This is a genomic window from Nocardia sp. NPDC059154, assembly GCF_042755705.1.
In the GTDB taxonomy this organism is placed as follows: Bacteria; Actinomycetota; Actinomycetes; order Mycobacteriales; family Mycobacteriaceae; genus Nocardia.
Map to the genome: position 1 here is coordinate 69,994 of NZ_JBHZCS010000025.1, position 21,640 is coordinate 91,633.

Sequence of the window (21,640 nt, forward strand, 5' to 3'; positions counted from 1 at the left end):
ACGGGAGTTGCCGGGAGGGGGAAACCACAAAACCCGTCGTACGAGACTTAAGGCCTTTTTTGCGCCGGTGGAGCGCACCAAAAAAAGGGGGAACGTCCCGGGAGATACCGGCGGTTCGGTCCACGTCACTCGGACGCCATTCGCCGATCCAGCTCCGCCACAAGCCGTTTCGCCGCCACCACCCGATAGGCGTCCTCGACGATCTCCCCGATCTCGTCCCACTCCACGGCCGTATCCAGATACACGCCGAGCCACCCGCGATGCCCCACATACGGCGGCCGGAAGAACCGCTCCGGCTCGGCGGCCACCAACTCCTCCTGCACGCCCGCCGGTGCCGCACACCAGAATCCGACCCGCTCGTCATGATGATGGTCCGCGAACATCACGAACATCTTCTTCCCACCCGCGAACCAGCACGGCTCCCCGTGACTGACCCGCTCGGTCACCTCGGGCAGCCCGGTGCACACACCCCGCAGCAACGCCAGCACGCTCTCCATACCCGCAGGCTAGGCGACGAATAGCCCGCAGCCTTGGACGAATGGGAACCCCGGCGGGGTCATGGTGTTCGGAGTCAGCCGATTCCGGCGGGGACGAGATCGCCGAGGTCGGTCATGGTCAACCCGACCAGGCTCTCCCGGAAGGTTCGGCCCGGGGCGTCCGGGACCGCGACCTCGCACGGCACCACCAGGAGCGCGCAGCCGGCGGCCTGGGCGGCGATCGAGCCGGTGGGCGAATCCTCGATGGCGACCGCGTTTTCCGGCGCGACGCCGAGAAGTTCGGCGGCTCGGAGGTAGACGTCCGGGGCGGGCTTGCCGTGGGGCACCTCGTCGGCGCAGACGGTGGCGCCGAAGAACTCGCGGCCGATGGTGTTCAGGCCGTACTCCGTCAGCGACCGCTTGGTGTTGGTGACCAGGGCCATCGGAATGCCTGCGGCCTGCACCATTTCCAGCGCTTCACGCGCGCCGGGACGCCAGGGCACCGGGCCGTGGAACAGTTCGGTGACCCGTCGCTCCATCCAGTCCGAGGCCGTGGCGACCGCCTCGGGGGTGTGCTCGATACCCAAGCCCTCGAACAGAATCCGGAAGGCGTTCGGGCCGGACGCGCCGATCAGCGCGTGCCGGACCGTGTCGGTCAGCGCCCGCCCGTACTCGCCTGCCAGTTCGCGCAATGCCATGTCCCAGAGCTTTTCCGAGTCCAGCAGCGTTCCGTCCATGTCCCACAACACCGCGTCCAACCGCGCCACCGACTCGCACTCCTTCCACACCACCTGAACCAAAAAACCGGCTCCGCCGCGGGGCGGAGCCGGTTCAGCCTATCGGGGACCGATCACAGACCCGAGGCCGCGATCATCAGGTGCCCGGTCGAGGAGTCGACCTGGATCCACCGGTTCTCGGTGGACACCTGCCCGTTCTTGAGCACGTAGGTCAGCGCCACCACCGCCCGGTTGTCGCCGTTGGGCGTGATCGCGCCCACGCTCACCGACGAGATGCCGCCCCAGAACTGCGCGTACGCGTTGTAGCCGCCCGTGGAGGACTGGTAGCCGGGCGACAGCATCGACCACGCACCGCTCACATTGCCGGGGAGCATGCCGTAGTAGCCCTGGATGAACGAGGCCACCGAGGTCGCCGGCGGCGGGCCGAACGGTGTCGTCGAGGACGGCGGCACGGTGGTCGTGCTCGGCCGGGCCGAGGAGGTGGGCGCCACCGACGAAGTCGGCGCGGGCGTGGTGGTCGGGGCGTGGGTGGCCGCACCCGCCTCGCCGGTGTGCGTGGGCTGCGTGCCGCCGTCGGCCTGGCCCATATTGTCCGGGGAGGTCGCCGGAATCGGCGAGGCCCCCGCGCCGACCGAGCCGCCGTTGCTCGCCAGCGGCTGGTTGCCGCCACCGCTGTTGTGGCTGACCGACACGGCGATCACGACGGCCACCACGAGCGCGGCCACCACGCCGGCCGCCGCCAGCACCAGCCGCCGCGGATTCCGGTCCGCGCCACCGGTTTTCGCTCCCCCGGTCGCGCCCGGCGGCGGCGTGCCCGGCACCGTCCCGCGCGGCGGCGACGCATGCGTGGCCATATCAACATGCACGGTGGCGTCGGTGGCATTGCTGGGCGCGCCGCTGCGCGAGGTCGACATCACCGTCGTGGCGGCCGAACCGTCCACGGCGGCAGCGGCACTCATCGCGGGCAGCACCTTGGTCTGCTGGATCGGCACGGCCGGGGCCCGCCCCTCCGCCACCGCCTGCAGCCGTTCCGCCGCTTGCACCATGGTCGGCCGGTCCGCGCCCTCGGCCGCGAGCAGGTCCATCAGCACCGGCGCGAGCGCCGCGGCATGGGTCGGCGGCGGCACCTGGGCGCGCGCCACCGAATGCAGCACCGCCAGGGGGTTGTCGCCCTCACCGAAGGGCGGCTTCCCCTCGACCGCCGCGTAAAGCGTTGAGCCCAGGGCGAACACGTCGGAGGTGGGCTCCGGGTTCTCGCCCCGCGCCACCTCCGGCGACAGGTAGGCGGGCGTGCCCGCCAGGAACCCCGTGGAGGTGACGGTCACGTCCCCGGTGGCCCGCGAGATGCCGAAGTCGGTGATCTTCACCGTCCCGTCGTCGGCCACCAGGATATTGGCGGGCTTGACATCCCGGTGCACGATCCCGGCCTTGTGGGCCGCGGCCAGCGCCTCGGCCACCTTGGCCCCGATCCGCGCCACCTCGACCGGCTCGAGCTTGCCCTTCTCCCGCATGAGCGCCGCCAGGCTGACGGCGTCCACGTATTCCATGACGAGCCAGGGCTGGCCGTCCTCCTCCGCCACGTCGAACACGGTGACGGCGTTGGGATGATGCAGTCGCGCCGCGATGCGCCCCTCACGCATCGCCCGCATCCTGGCCTCGACGGCCTGCGACCGGGTCAGCCCCGGTGTCAGCAGCAATTGCTTGACCGCGACCGTGCGCCGCAGCCGAACATCGGTCGCGCGCCACACGACCCCCATAGCACCGGTGCCGATCGGATCCGTTAGCCGGTACCGCCCCGCAATCAGCCGGTCTGCGCTCATGTGGTTGTGCCCCTCCTGCTGGCTTTCGCGCCGAGCACCCCTGCAACTTTGCGCGAAGCCCGGAAATCTGGTGAAAATCTTAAGCGTTGAAGTACTTGGCTTCCGGATGCAGCAGCACGAACGCATCCGTGGACTGCTCCGGATGCAGTTGCAACTCCTCCGACAGCATCACTCCGATCCGGCCGGCGTCCAGCAGCTCCACGAGTTTGGCCCGATCCTCGAGCTCCGGGCAGGCACCATAGCCGAACGAGTACCGCGCGCCACGGTATCCGAGTTTGAAGTAATCCAACACATCGGCGGGATCCTCGTCGGCGACCGAATGTCCTTCCAGTGTGAGCTCTTCCCGAATCCGGCGGTGCCAAAACTCGGCGAGTGCCTCGGTGAGTTGCACGCCGATGCCGTGCACCTCGAGATAGTCGCGGTAATTGTCGCCCGCGAACAGCACATTGGCGAAGTCGGCAATCGGCTTACCCATGGTGACCAGCTGGAACGGCAGCACATCCACCTGACCGGTCTGCTTCGCGTACTCGCGTGAGCGAATGAAATCGGCGATGCAGAGGAACCGGTCGCGTTGCTGACGCGGGAATGTGAACCGGAAGCGTTCCGGCGCATCGGGATTCGGCTCGGTGAGAACAATCACATCGTCGCCCTCGGACACGGCCGGGAAATAGCCGTACACCACCGCGGCGTGCTGCAGCACGCCCTCGGCGGTCAGCCGATCCAGCCAGTACCGCAGACGCGGACGGCCTTCGGTCTCCACCAGCTCCTCGTACGAAGGTCCCTCGCCTCCGCGCTGGCCGCGCAGGCCCCACTGGCCCAGGAACAGCGCCCGCTCGTCGAGCAGGCTCGAGTACTCGTTGACCGACAGGCCCTTCACGATGCGCGAACCCCAGAACGGCGGCGTCGGCACCGGCAGCTCCGCGGCCACATCCGAGCGCTCGGGCACCTCGACCGGCACCTCGGCGGCCTTGCGCTGCTCGGCGATCCGCTTGGACCGCTCGTGGCGGGCCTTGCGCTCGGCGACCTTCTCGCGGGCGGCGAGCGCCTCCGGAGAATCCGGGTCGGCCGCGCCGCCGCGCTTGAAGGTCATGATCTCGTCCATGAGCCGCAGACCCTCGAAGGCGTCACGCGCGTAGTGCACCTCGCCGTCGTAGACCGCAGTGAGGTCGTTCTCCACGTACGCGCGGGTCAGCGCCGCGCCGCCCAGGAGCACCGGGAACTGTTCCGCGACACCGCGGCTGTTGAGCTCCTCGAGGTTCTCCTTCATGACCACGGTGGATTTCACCAGCAGCCCGGACATGCCGATGACATCGGCCTTCTTGTCCACGGCGGCATCCAGGATCGTCGAAATCGGTTGCTTGATACCGAGATTCACGACCTCGTAGCCATTGTTGGACAGAATGATGTCCACCAGATTCTTGCCGATGTCGTGCACGTCGCCCTTGACGGTGGCCAGCACGATGCGGCCCTTGCCGGAATCGTCGGTGGCCTCCATGTGCGGTTCCAGGTAGGCGACCGCGGTCTTCATGGTCTCGGCCGACTGCAGCACGAACGGCAGCTGCATCTGCCCCGAACCGAACAGCTCGCCAACGGTTTTCATGCCCGCCAGCAGCGTCTCGTTGATGATCTGCAGTGGCGGCACCTCGGCCATCGCGGCATCCAGATCGGCGTCCATACCGGCCTTCTCGCCGTCCACGATGCGCCGCTCGAGCCGCTCGAACAGCGGCAGCGCCGCCAGTTCCTCGGCCCGCGACGCCTTCGACGAGGCCGCCGACACGCCCTCGAACAGCGCCATCAGCTTCTGCAGCGGGTCGTAGTCCTCGGTGCGCCGGTCGTAGACCAGATCGAGTGCCGTCTGCCGCTGCTCCTCCGGAATCCGCGCCATGGGGAGGATCTTCGAGGCGTGCACGATGGCCGAATCCAGGCCCGCCTCGACGCATTCGTTCATGAACACCGAGTTGAGGACCTGCCGCGCGGCCGCGTTCAGGCCGAAGGAGATGTTCGAAAGACCCAGCGTGGTCTGCACATCCGGGTGCCGCTTCTTGAGTTCGCGGATGGCCTCGATGGTTTCGACGCCGTCGCGCCGCGACTCCTCCTGGCCGGTGCCCAGGGTGAAGGTCAGCGTGTCGATGATGATGTCGGACTCGTCGAGCCCCCAGTTGCCGGTGATGTCGGCGATGAGGCGCTCGGCGATCTCCACCTTCTTCTCGGCGGTGCGCGCCTGGCCCTCCTCGTCGATGGTCAGCGCCACCACGGCCGCACCATGTTCGGCGACCAGCGCCATGGTCTGCTGGAACCGCGAATCCGGCCCCGCACCGTCCTCGTAGTTCACCGAGTTGATGGCGCAGCGCCCGCCCAGGTGCTCCAAACCGGCCTTCAGCACCGGGGTTTCGGTGGAGTCCAGCATGATCGGCAGGGTGGACGCGGTCGCCAGCCGGGAGGCCAGCTCGGTCATATCGGCGGCGCCGTCGCGACCCACGTAGTCCACGCACAGGTCCAGCATGTGGGCGCCGTCGCGGGTCTGGTCCTTGGCGATGTCCAGGCACTTCTGCCAGTCGCCGGCCAGCATGGCGTCCCGGAAAGCCTTGGAGCCGTTGGCATTCGTGCGCTCACCGATCATCAGGACCGAGGCGTCCTGCTCGAACGGCATCGAGCTGTAGATCGACGACACGCTCGGCTCGTGCACCGGATCCCGCTTGGCCTGCTGGACCTCGCGCACCGCCTCGGCCACCTGCCGGATGTGCTCGGGCGTGGTGCCACAGCAGCCGCCGACCAGCGACAACCCGAACTCGGACACGAACTGGCTCAGTGCGACCGCCAGCTCCTCCGGCGTCAGTGGGTACTCCGCGCCGTTCGCACCCAGGATCGGCAGACCGGCGTTCGGCATGACCGACACCGGCAGCTGCGCGTGCTTGGACAGATGCCGCAGATGCTCGCTCATCTCGTCCGGACCGGTGGCGCAGTTCAGCCCGATCATGTCGATGCCGAGCTTCTCGAGTGCGGTCAGCGCCGCGCCGATCTCGGAGCCGACCAGCATGGTGCCGGTGGTCTCCATGGTCACGTGCGTGATGATCGGGATCCGGCGCCCGGCCTGGTCCATGGCCCGGTGACTTCCGGTGACCGCGGCCTTGACCTGCAGCAGGTCCTGGCAGGTCTCGATGAGGATGGCGTCGGCGCCGCCGTCGAGCATGCCGAGCGCGGCTTCGCTGTAGGCGTCGCGCAGGGCGGCGTAGGGCGCGTGGCCCAGGGTGGGCAGCTTGGTGCCCGGGCCCATGGAACCCAGCACGTACCGGGGAGTCCCGTCGGCGGACGGTCCCATCTCGTCGGCCACCTCGCGGGCGAGGCGGGTGCCGCGCTCGGACAGGTCCCGAATGCGGTCGGCGATGTCGTAATCGGCCAGGTTGGGCAGGTTGCACCCGAAGGTATTGGTTTCGACGGCATCGGCGCCGGCCTCGAAATAGGCCCGATGGATGTGGCGCAGCACGTCGGGGCGGGTGTCGTTGAGGATTTCGTTGCATCCCTCGAGGCCGCGGAAATCGTCGAGAGTGAGATCCGCGGCCTGCAGCATCGTGCCCATCGCACCGTCCCCGATCACGACACGCCGTCTGAGCGTGTCCAAGAGGGTGGTGTCGAATTCGGCGCGGCTGCGTACAGACATGTACTCAAGAGTAGTGGGAGACGCCGACAATCCCTGCGCCGGTGTGCGGTGCTACCCCAACTCCTACATTGCGCGTCGCATGCACACTGCGTCTACGCACACCGTAGGCTGACCGGGTGAACGCCAGTGAATCCCCGGTGCCACCCGAATCGGACCTGCCTACGCTGCGGGATCCGGTGCTCGTGGCCGCCTTCGAAGGCTGGAACGATGCGGCCGATGCCGCCAGTGGCGCGGTCGAGCATCTGGAACTGATCTGGGACGCGCAGCCGCTGGCCGAGCTCGACTCCGAGGACTATTACGACTATCAGGTGAACCGGCCGACGGTCCGGCAGGTGGACGGGGTGACCCGCGAGATCCAGTGGCCCGCGGCCATGCTGTCGGTCTGCTCGCCCCCGGGCAGCGATCGGGACGTCGTGCTCCTGCGGGGCGTCGAGCCGAATATGCGCTGGCGCAGCTTCTGCAACGACATCCTCGAATTCGTCGAGCAGCTCGGGGTGTCCACGGTGGTGATCCTGGGCGCGCTGCTGGCCGACACTCCGCACACCCGGCCGGTTCCGGTAACCGGGACCGCTTACAACAAGGAAGCCGCGGAGCGCTTCAACCTGGAGCAGACCCGCTACGAGGGACCGACCGGTATTACCGGAGTGCTGCAGGACGCGTGCGTGCGCGCGGGCGTCCCGGCCATCTCCTTCTGGGCGGCGGTGCCGCACTACGTCTCCCAGCCGCCCAACCCCAAGGCCATCATCGCCCTGCTACACCGGGTCGAGGACGTCCTCGATGTCGAGGTGCCGCTCGGCGGTCTGCCCGAGCAGGCCGAGGAGTGGGAGGGCGCGGTCAACGAGATGACCGCCGGCGACGAGGAGATCGCCGAGTACGTGCGCTCGCTCGAGGAGCGCGGCGATGCCGAGGTCGACATCAACGACGCCATGGCCAAGATCGACGGTGACGCCATCGCGGCCGAGTTCGAGAAGTACCTGCGCCGCCGCGGACGGGGCGGCTTCGGTCTCTGACACGGGGCTTCCGACACCGAAACCATTGCCGCACCTGCGTTCACGCGCAGGTGCGGCGTTCGTTTCGACGGCTAGTGCTCTACGGCCCAGATCTTGACGGAGGCCTCGTGGGCCAGCTTCGCGATCAGAAGGTCGCGCGGAATGGTCTGCCCCGCAAGGTGATCGAGCGACGGCACCACCACGTGGTGGGCATCGGCACGCTTGAGTTCGGCCGTCAGCTCCGCGAACGCGGTACCGTCGCCGGGGGTCGATTCATGGAACGTGGCGGCGAAGCAGAGGCCGGCGGACTGAGCGAGCCCGCACATGGCGTTCTCCAGCTCTTCGCTGCGGCCGTCGGCCAGATCGTCACGCACGTACCCATAGATCAACGCTTCCACCCGAACCTCCGTTGGATTGGGGATCGCTGTCATGAATGTGCCCTGCTGAACAGTTTGGCGTAATCACGAATGCAATTGCAGATGTCAACCCACTGACATCGAGATGCCCTATCCGGGTCCATCCTTCGTTAACTGGTGAGATACTACAGAGCGTGTCCGCCGGTGACGATCGACCTGTCTGGGCCGTCCGAATGCGTGCCGAACGTGATACTCGGGGATGGTCTCAAGCCGATGCGATCCGTGCCATGCGGGGCAAATCGAGCCACAATCTGCCAACGGACAGCACACTTCTGCGCAACTGGCGGCGCTGGGAGTCCGGGGAATCGCGGCCGGACGATTTCTACGCTCCGATCATCGCGGCGGCTTTCGATACGGTGACGGCCGCCTTCTTTCCCAAAGCGCGGCCCAATCGGGACGACGAGATGCTCTCGGCCACGGGGATGGACACGCTGGAATTCATTGGGCGACTACGTATGTCCGATGTGTCCGCCTCTACGCTCGACGCCATTCGCATCACCGCCGATCGGCTGTGTTCGGAGTATCCGTGCGCCGATCCGCACGAGTTGCATGCCGAGGGTACGGCGTGGCTGCGGCGCATCACTTCACTACTGGACGGTCGCTTGACTCTCGCGCAGCATCGGGAGGTCCTGGTGCTGGCCGGATGGGTTGCCCTGCTGGTCGGTTGCGCCGATTACGATCTCGGCTGGCGCACCGCCGCCGAGGCGACCCGCCGGGCCGCGCTCTCCCTCGGCCAGGAGGCCGAGCACGCCGAAATCATCGGCTGGGGAGCCGAAATGGCCGCCTGGTTCGCACTCACGCAGGCCAACTACCGGGGCGCCATCGAGACCGCCGAGGCCGCGCACAGCACCACCGACCACCTGGGCGTCGGCGTCCAGCTGGCCGCACAGCGCGCCAAGGCGTGGGCACGGCTCGGTGACCGCCGCGAGGTGGAAAGGGCGCTCGCCCAGGGCCGTTCGATCCTGGACACCATCGAGCATCCGTCCAATCTGGACAATCACTTCGTGGTCGATCCGCAGAAGTTCGACTTCTACGCCATGGACTGCTGCCGGGTAGCCGGGGACGACCGGCTCGCGGAAAACTATGCCCGGCAGGTGATCTTGACCGCCACCCGCCCCGACGGCAGCATCCGCAGACCCATGCGGGTCGCCGAGGCGCACCTGACGCTGGCGGTGGTCGCCATCCGCGATCGCAATCTGGAGCTCGCCCTCGACGAGGGCGTGCGGGCCTTCGCCGGCAAGCGCCGCTCGCTGCCCTCGCTCATGTGGATCGCGGGTGAGACGGCGCGGGAGATGATCGAGCGCTTCCCCGGCGATCCGCGCACCCGGACCTATCTGGATCAGCTGCGCGCACTGGCCGCGGGCTGACACCTCCCTCGCAGCACGCCGAGACACCCTCGGCGCGCGCCCACCGGTTACGCTCACGCGCATGGACTTCAGTCTGTGGACCTGCGCTGCCCGAGGGCATGAGACCTACGCTCCCACCGAGCCCGAGCTCGCGGCACGCCTCCACGTCGCCACCCCGGCGGGTGAATCCTGGCGCTGCCTGCGTTGCGGGGATTTCGTGCCGGGCGAGCCGCGCCGCACCGGTCCCGCCGACGACGCGCCCGAGGTGCCGCGCGGCCGGCTGCTGCGCGACCGCCTGATCATGCGGCTGCTGGCCGCCGAGCGCGTCATCCGCGGCATCGTGTTCATTCTGCTGGGCGCGGGTGTGCTGAAGCTGCGCGGCTCCCGCGAGCACTGGAAGTCCAACTGGGACAAGGATCTTCCGCTGATCCGGCAGCTGGCCGACCAGATCGGTTTCAACCCGGACCATTCCAAGATCATCCGGGGCATCGACAAGGCCTTCACGCTCTCGCCGAACGTGCTGATCTGGATCGCGGTCGGCCTGTTCGCCTATGCCGCCATCGAACTCATCGAGGCGGTGGGCCTGTGGCTGGTCAAGCGCTGGGGTGAATACTTCGCGGTCATCGCCACCTCCATCTTCCTGCCGCTGGAGATCTACGAGCTCACCGAGAAGGTCACCGTGCTGCGGGCCGGGGCGCTGCTGGTGAATGTCGCCGCGGTGATCTGGCTGCTGTGGAGCAAGCGGCTGTTCGGCCTCAACGGCGGGGCCGCCAAGTATCACGCAGAGCATCACTCCGAGAGCCTGATGACCGTCGAACGCGCCGCCGTCGCAGCGCAAGCCGAGCAGCGTACCGAGCGAATCGTCACCCAGCGCGCACCGTGACCCGCGCGGCCCGGTCACTCGGGCACGCCGAGACCGACGCTGTAACCCCCACATCTATTCATGTGTGTCGCGGCGTGACGCCCCCGGTAACTCCCGTCACGCCGCGGCATTCCACCGCGCGGAGTACTACGGGGTGACGATGTTGAAGTTCGGGTCGGGCTTGTCCATGACATCCTTCAACTGCTTCAGCTTGGCCGGGTCGCCGCTGACCTTGATCGCGCCGGCCTGGATCTCCTTCACGATGTCCTTGGTTCCGGTCATGGTGGCGATCAGCTCCAGCCGGGACAGGGTGAAGGTGGCGTCCGGGGCCGGACCCTTGAAGTCGGCGGGGATCACGTAGTGGATGAGCACGCCGTTGCGTAGCTCGGTGCGGTAGGTCCGGTTCTGGTCGGTAATGATCCAGTCGTTGACCAGGTGCAGGTCCCACGCCTTGCGGCCGTTGATCAGGAACGCCGCGGAGTCGAAGACCTGGTCCACGCTCAGGGCGCTGATCATGCCGGCGGAGTTGGCCTTGGTCGGGGTGCCGAAGGTGCCGTTGCGCAGCTCGTAGGCGCCGGAGAGGAAGAAATTGCGCCAGGTGGCGTTCTCCGAGCCGTAGCCGAGCTGTTCGAACGCGCTGGCCTGCAGCATCTTCGCCTTCTCATTGTCCGGGTCGGCGAAGATCAGGTAGTTGAGAACCTGGACGCACCAGCGGTAGTCGCCGTCGGAGTAGGCCTTGCGTGCCACCTTCAACGCCCCGCTCGCACCGCCCATGGCGTCCACGTGCCGCTTGCCGGAATCGACCGGCGGGTGCTCCCACAGGTGCGCCGGGTTGCCGTCGAACCAGCCCATGTAGCGCTGGTAGATGGCCTTCACATCGTGGCTGACCGATCCGTAGTAGCCGTGGTTGTACCACTTGCTCTCGATGGCCGGCGGCATCTGGATCATCTCGGCGATCTCGATGCCGGTGTAGCCCTGGTTCAGCATGCGCAGGGTCTGGTCGTGCAGGTAGGCGTAGGTATCCCGTTGCAGCGACAGCCATTCGGTGACCTTGTCCGCTTCCCACATGGGCCAGTGGTGCGAGGCGAAGGCGACGTCGTACTTGTCGGAGAACATGGTGATGGTCTCGGTCAGGTACTGCGACCACACGTGCGCGTCGCGAACCAGCGCGCCGCGCAGGGTGACCAGGTTGTGCAGGGTGTGGGTGGCGTTCTCCGCCATGCACATCGCACGGAAGTCGGGGAAGTAGAAGTTCATCTCCGACGGCGCCTCGGTGCCCGGGGTGATCTGGAAGACGACCTTGATCCCGTCGATGGTCTCTTCCTGGCCGGTGTGGGTGACGTCCCTGTTCGGCGGGATCAGGCTCACGGTGCCGACCGAGGTGGTCATGCCCAGGCCCGCGCCGACCTGGCCCTTCGCACCACGCGGCAGCGCCGCGCCGTACATGTAGGCCGAGCGGCGGGCCATGGCGGTACCGGCGAAGACGTTCTCCTCTACCGCGTGCTCCACGAAGCCCTGCGGCGCGATCACCGGAATCCGGCCCGAGGCAGCGTCTTCCAGGCTGATGACACCCAGCGCGCCGCCGAAGTGGTCGACGTGGGAGTGGGTGTAGATCATGCCGGTCACCGGCTTCTGACCGCGGTGTGCGAAGTACAGGTCCATGCCCGCCTTGGCGGTCTCGGTCGAGATCAGCGGGTCGATGACGATGATGCCGGTTCTGCCCTCGATGATCGTCATGTTCGACAGGTCGAGACCGCGGATCTGGTAGATGCCCGGAACCACTTCGTAGAGGCCCTGTTTCACCACCAGCTGCGACTGCCGCCACAGCGAGGGGTGCACAGAGTTGGGGCAGGTGCCCTGGATGAATCCGTAGGAATCGTTGTCCCACATCACCTTTCCAGTGGCGTCCTGCACCACGTCCGGCTCGAGCTTGGCGATGAAGCCCTTGTCGGTGTCGGTGAAGTCCTGCTTGTCGGCGAAGGGCAATGCGGATTGCGCCCGATGCTGCTGGTCGACGATGTGGCCGCTCGGATCGACCGGATCCTTGCTGGTCCGCTCGGCGGCGGAACCGTTGTCGCCGTTGCTGTCACACCCCGCGACCGCGGCTCCGACACCGGCGGCCACCAGTGCGGCCGCGCCCACCCCGAACACCCCCCGCCGCGACACCGTGAAGCCGCCCGGCTTGCGGTCGTCGCCGTTGTTCGTGAGGTCCGCGTCGGTCATCAGCGCTCTCCTGTCTCCATGCGGTCGGTGTGCCGGACAGCAGGAGTAGCCGATCATTCGCTGCCGTTCTGCCGTCGCCGCCACAGTACATCACTATTGCAGTGTTGCTGCAATATGATGGCCGTGTGACACCACCCATGACCCCGCGAGCCCTCCGCCGGACCTGCGTGCACGCGCTGCGGCCAGATGTGATCGGATTCTCGTCATGAGCGAGGGCAAAGGCGACGGCCCACGGCGGCGGCGCAACCCGGAACAGACCCGCAGGGCGATCATCGAGGGACTGCTGTCGGCGGTCCACGACGGTGAGTTCGACCCCACCACCCGCAGCATCGCCGAGCGCGCCGGGGTGTCGGAACGCAGTATCTTCGTGCACTTCCCGACCCGGACAGCGCTGATCACCGCGGCGGTGGATCAGCAGTCCGAGCAGGTCGAGGCGCTGCTGGCCGAGATCGACCCGGAACTGCCACTGGCCCAGCGCATCGAGGCGGTGGTGCGCCAGAGCGAGGCCATCTTCACGCTGCAGCGCGAGCCCCGGGTGCTCGGGCTCATCGAATCCCTGCGCACCCCGGCGGTGGACACCCGGATGCGGTTGACCGACAAGCGGATTCGGGACGCGCTGACCCGCGCCTTCGCACCGGAACTGGACTACGCCGAGGGCGAGCAGCTGCTCGATCTCGTCGACGCCACCGTGGGCTGGCCGTACCGCCACCATCTGATGGACCGGCGCGGTCTGTCCAAACGCGCCGCCTCCGAGGCGGTCGGCCGCGCGCTCACCGCCATGCTCACCCTCGAACGCTGAACCGGCCGAGCACCGTTGGCGACCGCCGCGCCGGCCACGGACCCCCGCCCCACCCGTCGCGGGTGACTCGGGGGTCCGGAATTCAGCAAACCTTCATGCGTTGCCGCTACGTTGCCGATGACGGCTGATTGCGGGCCGTCCGCTTCGGCGCAGGAGGACCGATGCCTACCGCGCGGACAGCCCACAAAGCAGTGGGGTCCGGCCGGTTTCGCGGCCGGACCCACTCGTGTCCGCTGCTACGGGGTCACGATGTCGAAGTCCGGGTCGGGCTGGTCGAAGAGGCCCACCAGTTTGGCGAAGGCCTGGACGTCACCGTCGATCCTGAGCCGTCCGGCCTGCACGGCCGCCTGCAGGTCCTCGCCCGCGAGCAGCACGCCGATCAGGGTGGGCCGGGTCAGGGTGAAGGTGACGTCGGGGGCCGGCAGCTTGTCACCGTCGCGGCGATCCCAGTGCAACAGCACGCCGTTGCGCAGCTGCAGCCGGACGGTGCGGTTCTCGTCGGTGAAAACCCAGTCGCTGGTGGCCTTTTCGTGCCAGGCCTTCGGACCGTCGAGCCGCAGCGCCATGCCGTCGAAAACCTGGTCCACGGTGAGCGCCGCCATCATGGACGGCGAGCTGGCCTTGGTCGGCGTACCGAACTTGCCGTTGCGGAGCTCGTAGGCGCCCGAGAGGAAGAAATTGCGCCACGGGCCGTTCTCCGCACCGAAGGCGAGCTGTTCGAAGGCGTCGGCCTGCAGCGCCTTGGCGGCCTGGTTGGACGGGTCGGCGAAGATCACGTAGTTGACCGCCTGCACGACCCACCGGTAGTCGCCCTCGTCGAAGGACTTGCGCGCCTTGCGCAGCACCTCGTCCGCGCCGCCCATGAACTCCACGTGCCGCTTGGCCCCCTCGACCGGCGGGTGCTCCCACAGGTGGGCCGGATTGCCGTCGAACCAGCCCATGTACCGCTGATAGATGGCCTTCACGTTGTGGCTGACCGACCCGTAGTAGCCGTGTGCGGCCCACGAATCGAGCAGCGCCGGAGGCATTTCCATCATCTCGGCGATCTCGCTGCCCACGTAGCCCTGGTTGAGCCGGCGCAGCGTCTGGTCGTGCAGGTAGGCGTACAGGTCGCGCTGCAACTCCAGGTACTCGACCAGCCGCTCGGTGCCCCAGGTGGGCCAGTGGTGCGAGGCGAAGACGACGTCGCTCTCGCGGCCGAACAGGTTGATCGACTCGGTGAGGTAGGTGGACCACACGTGCGGGTCACGCACCAGCGCACCGCGCAGCGTCAGCAGGTTGTGCAGCGTGTGGGTCGCGTTCTCCGCCATGCAGAGTGCGCGGAAGCCCGGGAAGTGGAAGTTCATCTCCGACGGCGCCTCGGTGCCGGGGGTGATCTGGAAGACGATGCGCACGCCGTCGATCGTCTGCTCCTGCCCGGTGTGGGTGATGTCGAGGGTCGGAGCGATCAGCGTGACACCGCCTGTCGAGGTGGTCTGCCCCAGCCCCGCACCGACCTGACCCTTCGGACCGCGCGGCAGCGCCGCGCCGTACATGTAGGCCGCGCGCCGGGCCATGGCGGTGCCCGCGTAGACGTTCTCGGCGACAGCGTGTTCGAGGAATCCGGCCGGCGCCACCACCGGCACCCGCCCGGACTCGGCGTCCTCCACGGTCATCACACCCATCGCACCGCCGAAATGATCGACGTGCGAATGGGTGTAGATCATGCCCGTCACCGGCTTCCGGCCGCGATGCGCGAAATACAGATCCATGCCCGCCTTCGCGGTCTCGGCCGAGATCAACGGGTCGATGACGATGACACCGGTGTCGCCCTCGATGATCGTCATATTCGACAGATCCAGGCCGCGGATCTGGTAGATGCCCGGAACCACCTCGTACAGGCCCTGTTTCACCACCAGGCCCGACTGCCGCCACAGCGACGGGTGCACCGAGTTGGGGCAGGAGCCCTGCAGGAAGCTGTAGGAGTCGTCGTCCCAGACCACGGTCCCCTTGTCGTCCTTGACGATTCCGGGCTCCAGCTTGGCGATGAACCCGCGGTCGGCGTCCTGCTGGTCGGCGGTGTTGTCGAACGGAAGCTCTTTCAGAGCACGCTGGTTCTGCTCGATGATGAACGTGCTCGGTTCGGTGACCGCACTCACTGTCCGCCTCCTGTAACTGCCGGGATCTCCGACGTCGATGGGATCGAAAAGGCTTGCCGCTTACCGGGATCGGTGAGACCGATGACGAGCGCCACCCCGCACACCACCAGCACCGCGACCGTCGCGACGACGATGACCCGCTGCCCGTGCGCCCAGTGCCCGTGGTGCAGCGAGTTGTTACGCAGGAAGCTGAGCCCCGCGACGAACATGAGTCCGACCGCCGCGAGGGCGGGCGCGATGGCCGCCGGATGCCAGCCGCTGGTCGCCGCATGATTGACGAACAGCACCCCGGTCCCCATCGCGGCGATCGCGGTGCGCCGCCAGGCCAGCGCGGTGCGCTCGGCGGGATAGGTGGGCGGCGCGGTCATGGCCACACCGTCGCGATCGCCGCGAAGACGGAGACGATCGCGATGCCGCCCGCCAGAATCGGGACGAGCATCGTGTTCCCCAGCGGCTCGCCGCGCACCATCCGGTCCTGCACATCGCGCCAGTGCGTGTACGCGCCGGCGGCCAGCACGACCGCGAGCACGATGCAGCTGAGCGAGAGCAGCCGCCGCACCCCGGCGTGATGGAACGGCTGTACCAGCGTGTGCACCGCGACACCGGCGGCCAGCAGGCCGAGCGCGGTGCGGATCCACGCGAGAAAGGTTCGTTCGTTCGCCAGGGTGAACCGGTAGTCGAGCTCCGGGTGTTCCGTGTCGCCGCTGTCCTGGGGTTGGTTCTCCACTGTCACCACCTGTCCGGTGTCGCGATCGCGGTCCGACTACAGCAAATGATCAGTAAGGGCGATCATTCCACGAATCGGCGACGGGGTTCGATACTCGACACACCACGGGCACGGCAACTGACGCATGCCCCCGCAGTCTGATCGGCGGGGCCGACCCGCAACTGCGGGCATTCGCCCGCAATTCACGGCCATCGCGCCGCGTGGTCCCGTACCATCCCGGTTTACCTGCTGAACAATGGATTTCCTGCCGGAGGCACGCCATGCAGTATCGGCCCACGGCACCGGAGTTGCTGACGGCGCTCGCGGATCTGCTGGAGACGACGCTCCTGCCCGCGCTCCCACCGGAGTTGCGGCATCAGGCCCGCGTCGGCAATTCCTGGATCATCAACAGCAAGAAAACCTTTAACACCGGCATGCACCGCGCCGACGCCGACCTGATCTTCGCCCGCACGTCCGGGAGCCCGGGAGGCGGCATCGGCAGCACAGCATTCCTCGTCCCGGTCGGCACGCCCGGCTTCCGAATCGCCGAGTTCCTGTAGACGTTCAATATGCCCACCGACCATGCCCACGTCGTCCTGAAGGACGTGCGGGTGCCGGCCGACGCGATATTCGGCAGGGAGGGCCGTGGGCTGGCGGTCGTCCAGCATTTCTTCAACGAGAATCGGCTCCGGCAGGCGGCGTCCAGTCTCGGAGCGGCGCAATACTGCATCGACCGGTCGATCGCCTACTCCAAGAGCGCAAGACCTTCGGGACGCCGCTGGCCGCCGAGCAGGCGATCCAGTTTCCGATGGTGGAGCTGAGCACCCAGTACGAAATGCTGCGGACCTCGATCCACAAGACCGCGTGGGCCATGGACCGCCACAGCCCGTTCACGCAGTCGGCCCAGGTGTCCATGTGCAACTACCGGTCGAACCGGCTGTGCTGTGCGGATCATGGAGCGCGCCTCCATCATCGGCCCGCACCCCAGCCGCTGAACCCTCGGGTCGACGGGCGACCGCACGGATAGCCTCGGCGGCCGGACGATAGCGACTTCGTGTCGACCGCTCTGCAGCATCACCTGTGCTCAGGTCGAACGAGGATCGCAGCGGTACGTCCCGACGACTCGCCGGGCATGTGATCGATAGCAGCCCTTCGCTTTTCGAGTCAACGTTCCCACCCGGCCCTGGGCATCGGGAGTCGTCCGAATGCCGCTGGAAGCTCTGCGGGGACAGCCGCGCCGATGGGGTGCCGGTGTGGCGAGGGAAGCGGCGGATAATCGGTTGATCCAATTCGGAATTCGATGGAACACTGACTTGGCTCCTGGAACATCGGGCTCGACTGAAAGCACTGCGAGGGAGGGCTCGGCATGTCTCGGTCGGTTCGAATTCCGGTGTGTGCGGCGAGCCGGGCCGCGAAAGCGGTAACGGCGCTGGAGGCGGAGTGATCCGTCCGTTCGTGTTCGTGCTCGACCCGACCCCGGGTCAGATCGAGGCGATGCAGTCGCACTGCGGTGCCGTCCGGGTCGCCTACAACTGGTGCCTCGCGCAGGTACGCGCGAACTGGGACCAGCGCAAGGCCGAGGAGTCCTACGGCATCCCCGAGCACGATCGCACGCCGTGGATCGAGACCTCCGCGTACAGCCTGCGCAAGGCATGGAACGCCGCGAAAGACCAGGTGGCACCATGGTGGCGGGAGAACAGCAAGGAGGCGTACGCCACCGTCTGCGCCAATCTCTCGGTCGCGCTGAAGAATCGCAAGGACGGCCGAGCCCGGATGCCCCGGTTCAAGTCCAAGCACCGCTCGCCGCTCTCGTGCCGCTTCACGACCGGCTCATTCGGGCTGGCGCGGGACCGGCGACACGTGCAGCTTCCGGTCATCGGTGTCATCCGCACCGCTGAGTCGACCCGCAAGCTCGCGCGGAAGATCGAGGCCGGGACCGCCCGCGTCCGGTCGGCGACCCTGTCGTTGCGGCGTGGACGGTGGCAGGTGTCGTTCTCCGTCGACCTGCCCGACCATGAGCCGACGCCCGCCACGGGTGGCCGCGTCGTGGGCGTGGACCTGGGCATCACCGAACTCGCCACCCTGTCCACCGGCGAGATGGTCCCGAACGGACGCCCCACCTCGAACGCGAACTGAAACGGCTGCGCCGCGCCCAGCGAAAGACGTCTCGCCGTCGCGGCCCGGACCGCAGGACGCGGCAGCAACCGTCGCAGCGCTGGCGCAAGGCCACCGCTGAGATAGACCGAATCCATGTGCGAGTGGCGAACCTCCGCCGCAACGACACCCACCAGCTCACCACCCGGCTCGTGCGCGAGGCCGACGCGATCGTGATCGAGGATCTGCACGTGGCCGGGATGCTCCGGAACAGGCGTCTGGCCCGGCACATCTCGAACGCGAACTGGGGCGAGATCCGCCGTCAGCTCACATACAAGGCTGAGTGGGCGGGCAAGACTTTGATCGTGGCGGACCGTTGGTTCGCCTCCAGCAAGGCCTGTTCGGGGTGCGGCGCAGCGAAAGCCAAGCTGGCCCTCTCCGAACGGACCTACTTCTGCACGGCATGCGGACTCGTCCTCGATCGGGACGTGAACGCCGCGAAGAACCTCGCCGCACTGGCGAGCACCGGCGAGTTGCGCCGGGAGCAGCCCGATGGAACCGGTGTCAGACGCGGTCGGCTCGCCGCCCGCGCAGTCGGATCGCCACGGGAAGAGTCCATCCGGACTCAACGCCGCCACCGTGAGGTGACGGCTACCGAGTCAGCGCTCATCAACGAGCACTGAGAGGTAACGGCTGTGACTCACTTCAGGAGCCGTTGCTCGTTCGCGACTGCGACTGCCGCGGCGCGATTGTCGACGCCCAGCTTGTCGTAGATTCGCCCCAGGTGCGTCTTCACGGTCGCCTCACTGACATGCAGCGCCCGGGCGATTTCCCGATTCCCGAGCCCCCGCGACAGCTGGCCGAGAATATCCAGTTCCCGGGCCGTCAACGCGGGCTGCGGGTTTCGCATGCGGTTGAGCACCCGGTCCGCGATGGGCGGGGACAGTGCCGTACGCCCTTGCGCGGCCGCGTGAATCGCCGCGAACAGCTCCTCGGGGCGTTCGGCCTTGAGCAGGTAGCCCGTCGCGCCGGCGGCGATGGCGCGGGTGATGTCGGCGTCGGTGTCGTAGGTGGTGAGCACCAGCACGTGCGGGGTCGCACCACCGCCCGCGGTGATGCGGCGGGTGGCCTCGATGCCGTCCATGTCGCCGCCGAGCTGGAGGTCCATGAGCACGACGTCCGGCCGGAGACGCTCGGCGAGGGCGACCACCTCCGGGCCGCTGCCCGCTTCGCCGACGACGTCGATGTCGGGTGTGCTGCCCAGCAGGGCGCGCAGGCCAGCGCGGACGACCACGTGGTCGTCGCAGATCACCAGGCGGACAGGGGTTTCGGCTTCGGTCACGACCGCTCCAGGGGGACTTCGGCGGAGACGACGGTGCCGTCTCCGGGCGCCGATTCGACAGTGAGGGTGCCGCCCAGCTGGCGCACGCGGGCACGCATGGCGGGCAGGCCGTGGCCGCGGTCGCCGGTGGTGGCGGTCTCGGCGGGGTCGAAACCCCGTCCGTCGTCGGCGATATCGAGGACGAGCCGGTCAGCGAGGTCGGTCAGGGTGATGGTGACCGCGGTCGCGGCCGCATGCTCGCGCGCATTCGCCAACGCCCCCTGCGCGATTCGCAGGACCGCCGCCTCCACGCCCGCGGGCAGTCCCACCGGCGCGCCCTCCACGTGGATGCGCACGCTGAGCGAGTCGCCGCTCTCCCGTTCGGCCATCGCCTCCAGCGCCGCGACCAGCGACCCGCCCGCGGCCAGATCCGTGGGCGCGAGGTCGTGCACGAAGCGCCGCGCCTCGGCGAGGTTGTATTCCGCGACGGCTGCCGCGCTGCGCACGTGCTCGCGGGCCTGGTCCGGTTCGCTGTCCCAGATCCGGTCGGCCGCCTGCAGCAGCATGCGCTGGCTCGAAAGTCCTTGGGCCAGCGTGTCGTGGATCTCCATGGCCAGACGCTGCCGTTCGGCGAGGGTGCCTTCGCGGCGTTCGGTGGCGGCGAGTTCCCGTCGGGTGGCGCGCAGGTCGTCGATGAGTGCGGCCTGCCGTTCGGTCTGGCGGATCAGGCCGACGAACAGCGCGGTGCTGAGGGCGGCGACGGCGGGCGGGGCCAGCAGCAGGTTGGGATCGGCCCAGCCCGCGAGTTTCAACTGAGCGAAGACGACCAGCGCGGTCAGCCCGGCGACCAGCGCGAGGGCGACACGCAGCGCGAGGATCCGCAGGCCGGTGTAGAGCAGCGGCACCGCGCACCAGGCGAAACTCGGTGCGAGGACGACCAATACCGCCCACGCGGTCACCAGCAGCGCGAACAGCAGCACACGACGGGAGGCGCGCAGTTCGCTCAGCACATAGAGCACGGCCAGCCCGAGCGAGAGTCCGATCACCCACGGCATGCGCGCACTGTCGGGGTGGCGCAGCACGAACCGCAGCATCGACGCGGCCAGCAGGACGTAGAAAGCGCTGTGCACGATGGTGCCCAGCAGCCGGGTGTCGTCACGGGGCTGCGCGCTCACCTGGTCCGGAGACGGCATGCGGGCACCTCCTCGGCGGCAGCGACGTGGGCAAACACCCAGTGGCATGGACAAACACCCTCATTCTGCCGTGCCCCACCCGCCTCCGGGGTCATCCGATCGGTTGATACGGGGATCAGCCGGACCGCGCGCGAATTCCTGGCCGCTGCGTCGATGTGCCCGGCCGGCCTGGGCAGCAAGCTGGAATGCGAACAGAGCGAACAGCTTTCACCCGAGAATCCGTGGAGGACATCATGACCACCCCGCAGCAGTCCAGCTCCAACCGCAAGCGCCTCGTCATCGGCGGCGCGGCCGCGGCGGTCGTGGCCGCCGGGGTGATCGGCGTGGTGTCGGTGAACGCGCAGGATCCGGACCCGGGCAGCAAGGCCCCGGTGGCGGCCGATGTCGCCAATGGCAACCTGCAGCAGAGCACCCATCTGACCATCGCCGCCGCCACCAGGGCCGCGCAGGCCGCGCTGGATGCCGCGGTGAAGGAGAACCAGCACGTGACGGTCGCCGTGGTGGATCGCGACGGCAATACCGTCGTCACGTTGCGCGGCGACGGCGCCGGGCCGCAGTCCTACTCGTCCGCGCAGCAGAAGGCGTTCACCGCGGTCTCCTGGAACGCGCCGACCTCGCAGCTGGCCAAGCGCCTCGACAGTGCGCCGCATCTGGCCGACATCCAGGGCACCCTGTTCCTCGCGGGCGGCGCCCCGGTGGCCGCCAAGGGTGGCGCGCCGATCGCGGGCATCGGGGTCGCGGGTGCGCCGAGCGGTGATCAGGACGAGAAGTTCGCGCAGGCGGGCGTGGCCGCGCTCGGTAACTGACCGCCGATCGCGGACCTGGAATCGGCCACCGGGGGGCCGGATCGGGCGCGCCGACA

The 21,640-nt window shown here is 68.0% G+C and carries 18 protein-coding genes and 1 pseudogene; 8 read left to right on the plus strand and 11 right to left on the minus strand.

The features are described 5' to 3' along the window. Window positions 1-125: 125 nt before the first annotated feature. From ACFXN1_RS22265 to metH, 4 genes are all read right to left on the minus strand, one after another. Window positions 126-497 (minus strand): MmcQ/YjbR family DNA-binding protein, encoded by a 372-nt coding sequence (locus ACFXN1_RS22265; protein ID WP_354832078.1) that lies wholly within the window; start codon window positions 495-497, stop codon window positions 126-128. A gap of 74 nt (window positions 498-571) precedes the next feature. Further along, the gene (locus ACFXN1_RS22270) at window positions 572-1,243 is read right to left on the minus strand and encodes an HAD family hydrolase (RefSeq protein ID WP_379400144.1); all 672 of its coding nucleotides are present in this window, start codon (window positions 1,241-1,243) and stop codon (window positions 572-574) included. Between the two features lie 83 nt (window positions 1,244-1,326). Continuing rightward, on the minus strand, window positions 1,327-3,033 hold the full coding sequence (locus ACFXN1_RS22275; RefSeq protein WP_379440789.1) for a serine/threonine-protein kinase: 1,707 nt from the start codon (window positions 3,031-3,033) through the stop codon (window positions 1,327-1,329). Between the two features lie 79 nt (window positions 3,034-3,112). Next, complete coding sequence (metH, locus tag ACFXN1_RS22280; RefSeq protein WP_379440790.1) at window positions 3,113-6,691, minus strand: methionine synthase; 3,579 nt, start codon at window positions 6,689-6,691, stop codon at window positions 3,113-3,115. Window positions 6,692-6,807: 116 nt separating this feature from the next. Here metH and ACFXN1_RS22285 point away from each other — a divergent pair, with 116 nt between their 5' ends. Beyond that, entirely contained in the window at window positions 6,808-7,701 is an 894-nt protein-coding gene (locus tag ACFXN1_RS22285; protein WP_379400147.1) for a PAC2 family protein, read from the plus strand. A gap of 71 nt (window positions 7,702-7,772) precedes the next feature. Here the strand turns inward: ACFXN1_RS22285 and ACFXN1_RS22290 are convergent, their stop codons facing one another. Next, window positions 7,773-8,078 (minus strand): hypothetical protein, encoded by a 306-nt coding sequence (locus ACFXN1_RS22290; RefSeq protein WP_379385993.1) that lies wholly within the window; start codon window positions 8,076-8,078, stop codon window positions 7,773-7,775. Between the two features lie 245 nt (window positions 8,079-8,323). On the opposite strand from ACFXN1_RS22290, the gene ACFXN1_RS22295 reads away from it, so the two are divergent. Both ACFXN1_RS22295 and ACFXN1_RS22300 read left to right on the plus strand, forming a co-directional pair. After that, the gene (locus tag ACFXN1_RS22295; RefSeq protein WP_379440792.1) at window positions 8,324-9,463 is read left to right on the plus strand and encodes an XRE family transcriptional regulator; all 1,140 of its coding nucleotides are present in this window, start codon (window positions 8,324-8,326) and stop codon (window positions 9,461-9,463) included. 61 nt (window positions 9,464-9,524) lie between these two features. Next, window positions 9,525-10,325: a DUF2127 domain-containing protein gene (locus ACFXN1_RS22300; RefSeq protein ID WP_379440793.1), complete on the plus strand. Its 801-nt coding sequence runs from the start codon at window positions 9,525-9,527 to the stop codon at window positions 10,323-10,325. 126 nt (window positions 10,326-10,451) lie between these two features. Here the strand turns inward: ACFXN1_RS22300 and ACFXN1_RS22305 are convergent, their stop codons facing one another. After that, window positions 10,452-12,527, minus strand: a complete 2,076-nt coding sequence (locus ACFXN1_RS22305) for an alkyl/aryl-sulfatase (protein WP_379440795.1) — start codon at window positions 12,525-12,527, stop codon at window positions 10,452-10,454. Window positions 12,528-12,732: 205 nt separating this feature from the next. Between ACFXN1_RS22305 and ACFXN1_RS22310 the strand changes: the two genes are divergently transcribed. After that, a complete protein-coding gene (locus ACFXN1_RS22310; RefSeq protein ID WP_379400151.1) occupies window positions 12,733-13,326 on the plus strand; it encodes a TetR/AcrR family transcriptional regulator in 594 nt (197 codons plus the stop codon). Between the two features lie 236 nt (window positions 13,327-13,562). Here ACFXN1_RS22310 and ACFXN1_RS22315 read toward each other — a convergent pair whose 3' ends face one another. From ACFXN1_RS22315 to ACFXN1_RS22325, 3 genes are read right to left on the minus strand one after another with little or no spacing between them, the layout of a single operon-like run. Beyond that, complete coding sequence (locus tag ACFXN1_RS22315; RefSeq protein ID WP_379440796.1) at window positions 13,563-15,464, minus strand: alkyl/aryl-sulfatase; 1,902 nt, start codon at window positions 15,462-15,464, stop codon at window positions 13,563-13,565. Continuing rightward, window positions 15,461-15,832 (minus strand): DUF202 domain-containing protein, encoded by a 372-nt coding sequence (locus ACFXN1_RS22320; RefSeq protein WP_379440798.1) that lies wholly within the window; start codon window positions 15,830-15,832, stop codon window positions 15,461-15,463. Before ACFXN1_RS22320 ends, ACFXN1_RS22315 begins: the two co-directional genes overlap by 4 nt. Beyond that, window positions 15,829-16,197, minus strand: coding sequence for a YidH family protein (locus ACFXN1_RS22325; protein WP_379400154.1), 369 nt, complete (start codon window positions 16,195-16,197; stop codon window positions 15,829-15,831). The genes ACFXN1_RS22320 and ACFXN1_RS22325 overlap by 4 nt, the downstream gene beginning before the upstream one ends. 356 nt (window positions 16,198-16,553) lie before the next feature. On the opposite strand from ACFXN1_RS22325, the pseudogene ACFXN1_RS22330 reads away from it, so the two are divergent. The 3 genes and pseudogenes from ACFXN1_RS22330 to ACFXN1_RS22340 all read left to right on the plus strand — a co-directional run. After that, window positions 16,554-17,116: pseudogene (locus ACFXN1_RS22330) on the plus strand (acyl-CoA dehydrogenase); the annotation flags it as partial. A gap of 494 nt (window positions 17,117-17,610) precedes the next feature. Further along, entirely contained in the window at window positions 17,611-18,306 is a 696-nt protein-coding gene (locus ACFXN1_RS22335) for an RNA-guided endonuclease TnpB family protein (protein WP_379440800.1), read from the plus strand. Between the two features lie 5 nt (window positions 18,307-18,311). Continuing rightward, window positions 18,312-18,947 (plus strand): RNA-guided endonuclease InsQ/TnpB family protein, encoded by a 636-nt coding sequence (locus ACFXN1_RS22340; RefSeq protein ID WP_379440808.1) that lies wholly within the window; start codon window positions 18,312-18,314, stop codon window positions 18,945-18,947. 17 nt (window positions 18,948-18,964) lie between these two features. On the opposite strand, the gene ACFXN1_RS22345 is transcribed toward ACFXN1_RS22340, so the two are convergent. Together ACFXN1_RS22345 and ACFXN1_RS22350 are read right to left on the minus strand one after the other, a co-directional pair. Beyond that, window positions 18,965-19,606 (minus strand): response regulator, encoded by a 642-nt coding sequence (locus ACFXN1_RS22345; protein WP_379440801.1) that lies wholly within the window; start codon window positions 19,604-19,606, stop codon window positions 18,965-18,967. Continuing rightward, window positions 19,603-20,778: a sensor histidine kinase gene (locus ACFXN1_RS22350; protein ID WP_379440803.1), complete on the minus strand. Its 1,176-nt coding sequence runs from the start codon at window positions 20,776-20,778 to the stop codon at window positions 19,603-19,605. The genes ACFXN1_RS22345 and ACFXN1_RS22350 overlap by 4 nt, the downstream gene beginning before the upstream one ends. A 233-nt stretch (window positions 20,779-21,011) precedes the next feature. Between ACFXN1_RS22350 and ACFXN1_RS22355 the strand changes: the two genes are divergently transcribed. Next, window positions 21,012-21,584: a heme-binding protein gene (locus tag ACFXN1_RS22355; protein WP_379463661.1), complete on the plus strand. Its 573-nt coding sequence runs from the start codon at window positions 21,012-21,014 to the stop codon at window positions 21,582-21,584. The last annotated feature ends 56 nt before the right edge of the window (window positions 21,585-21,640 follow it).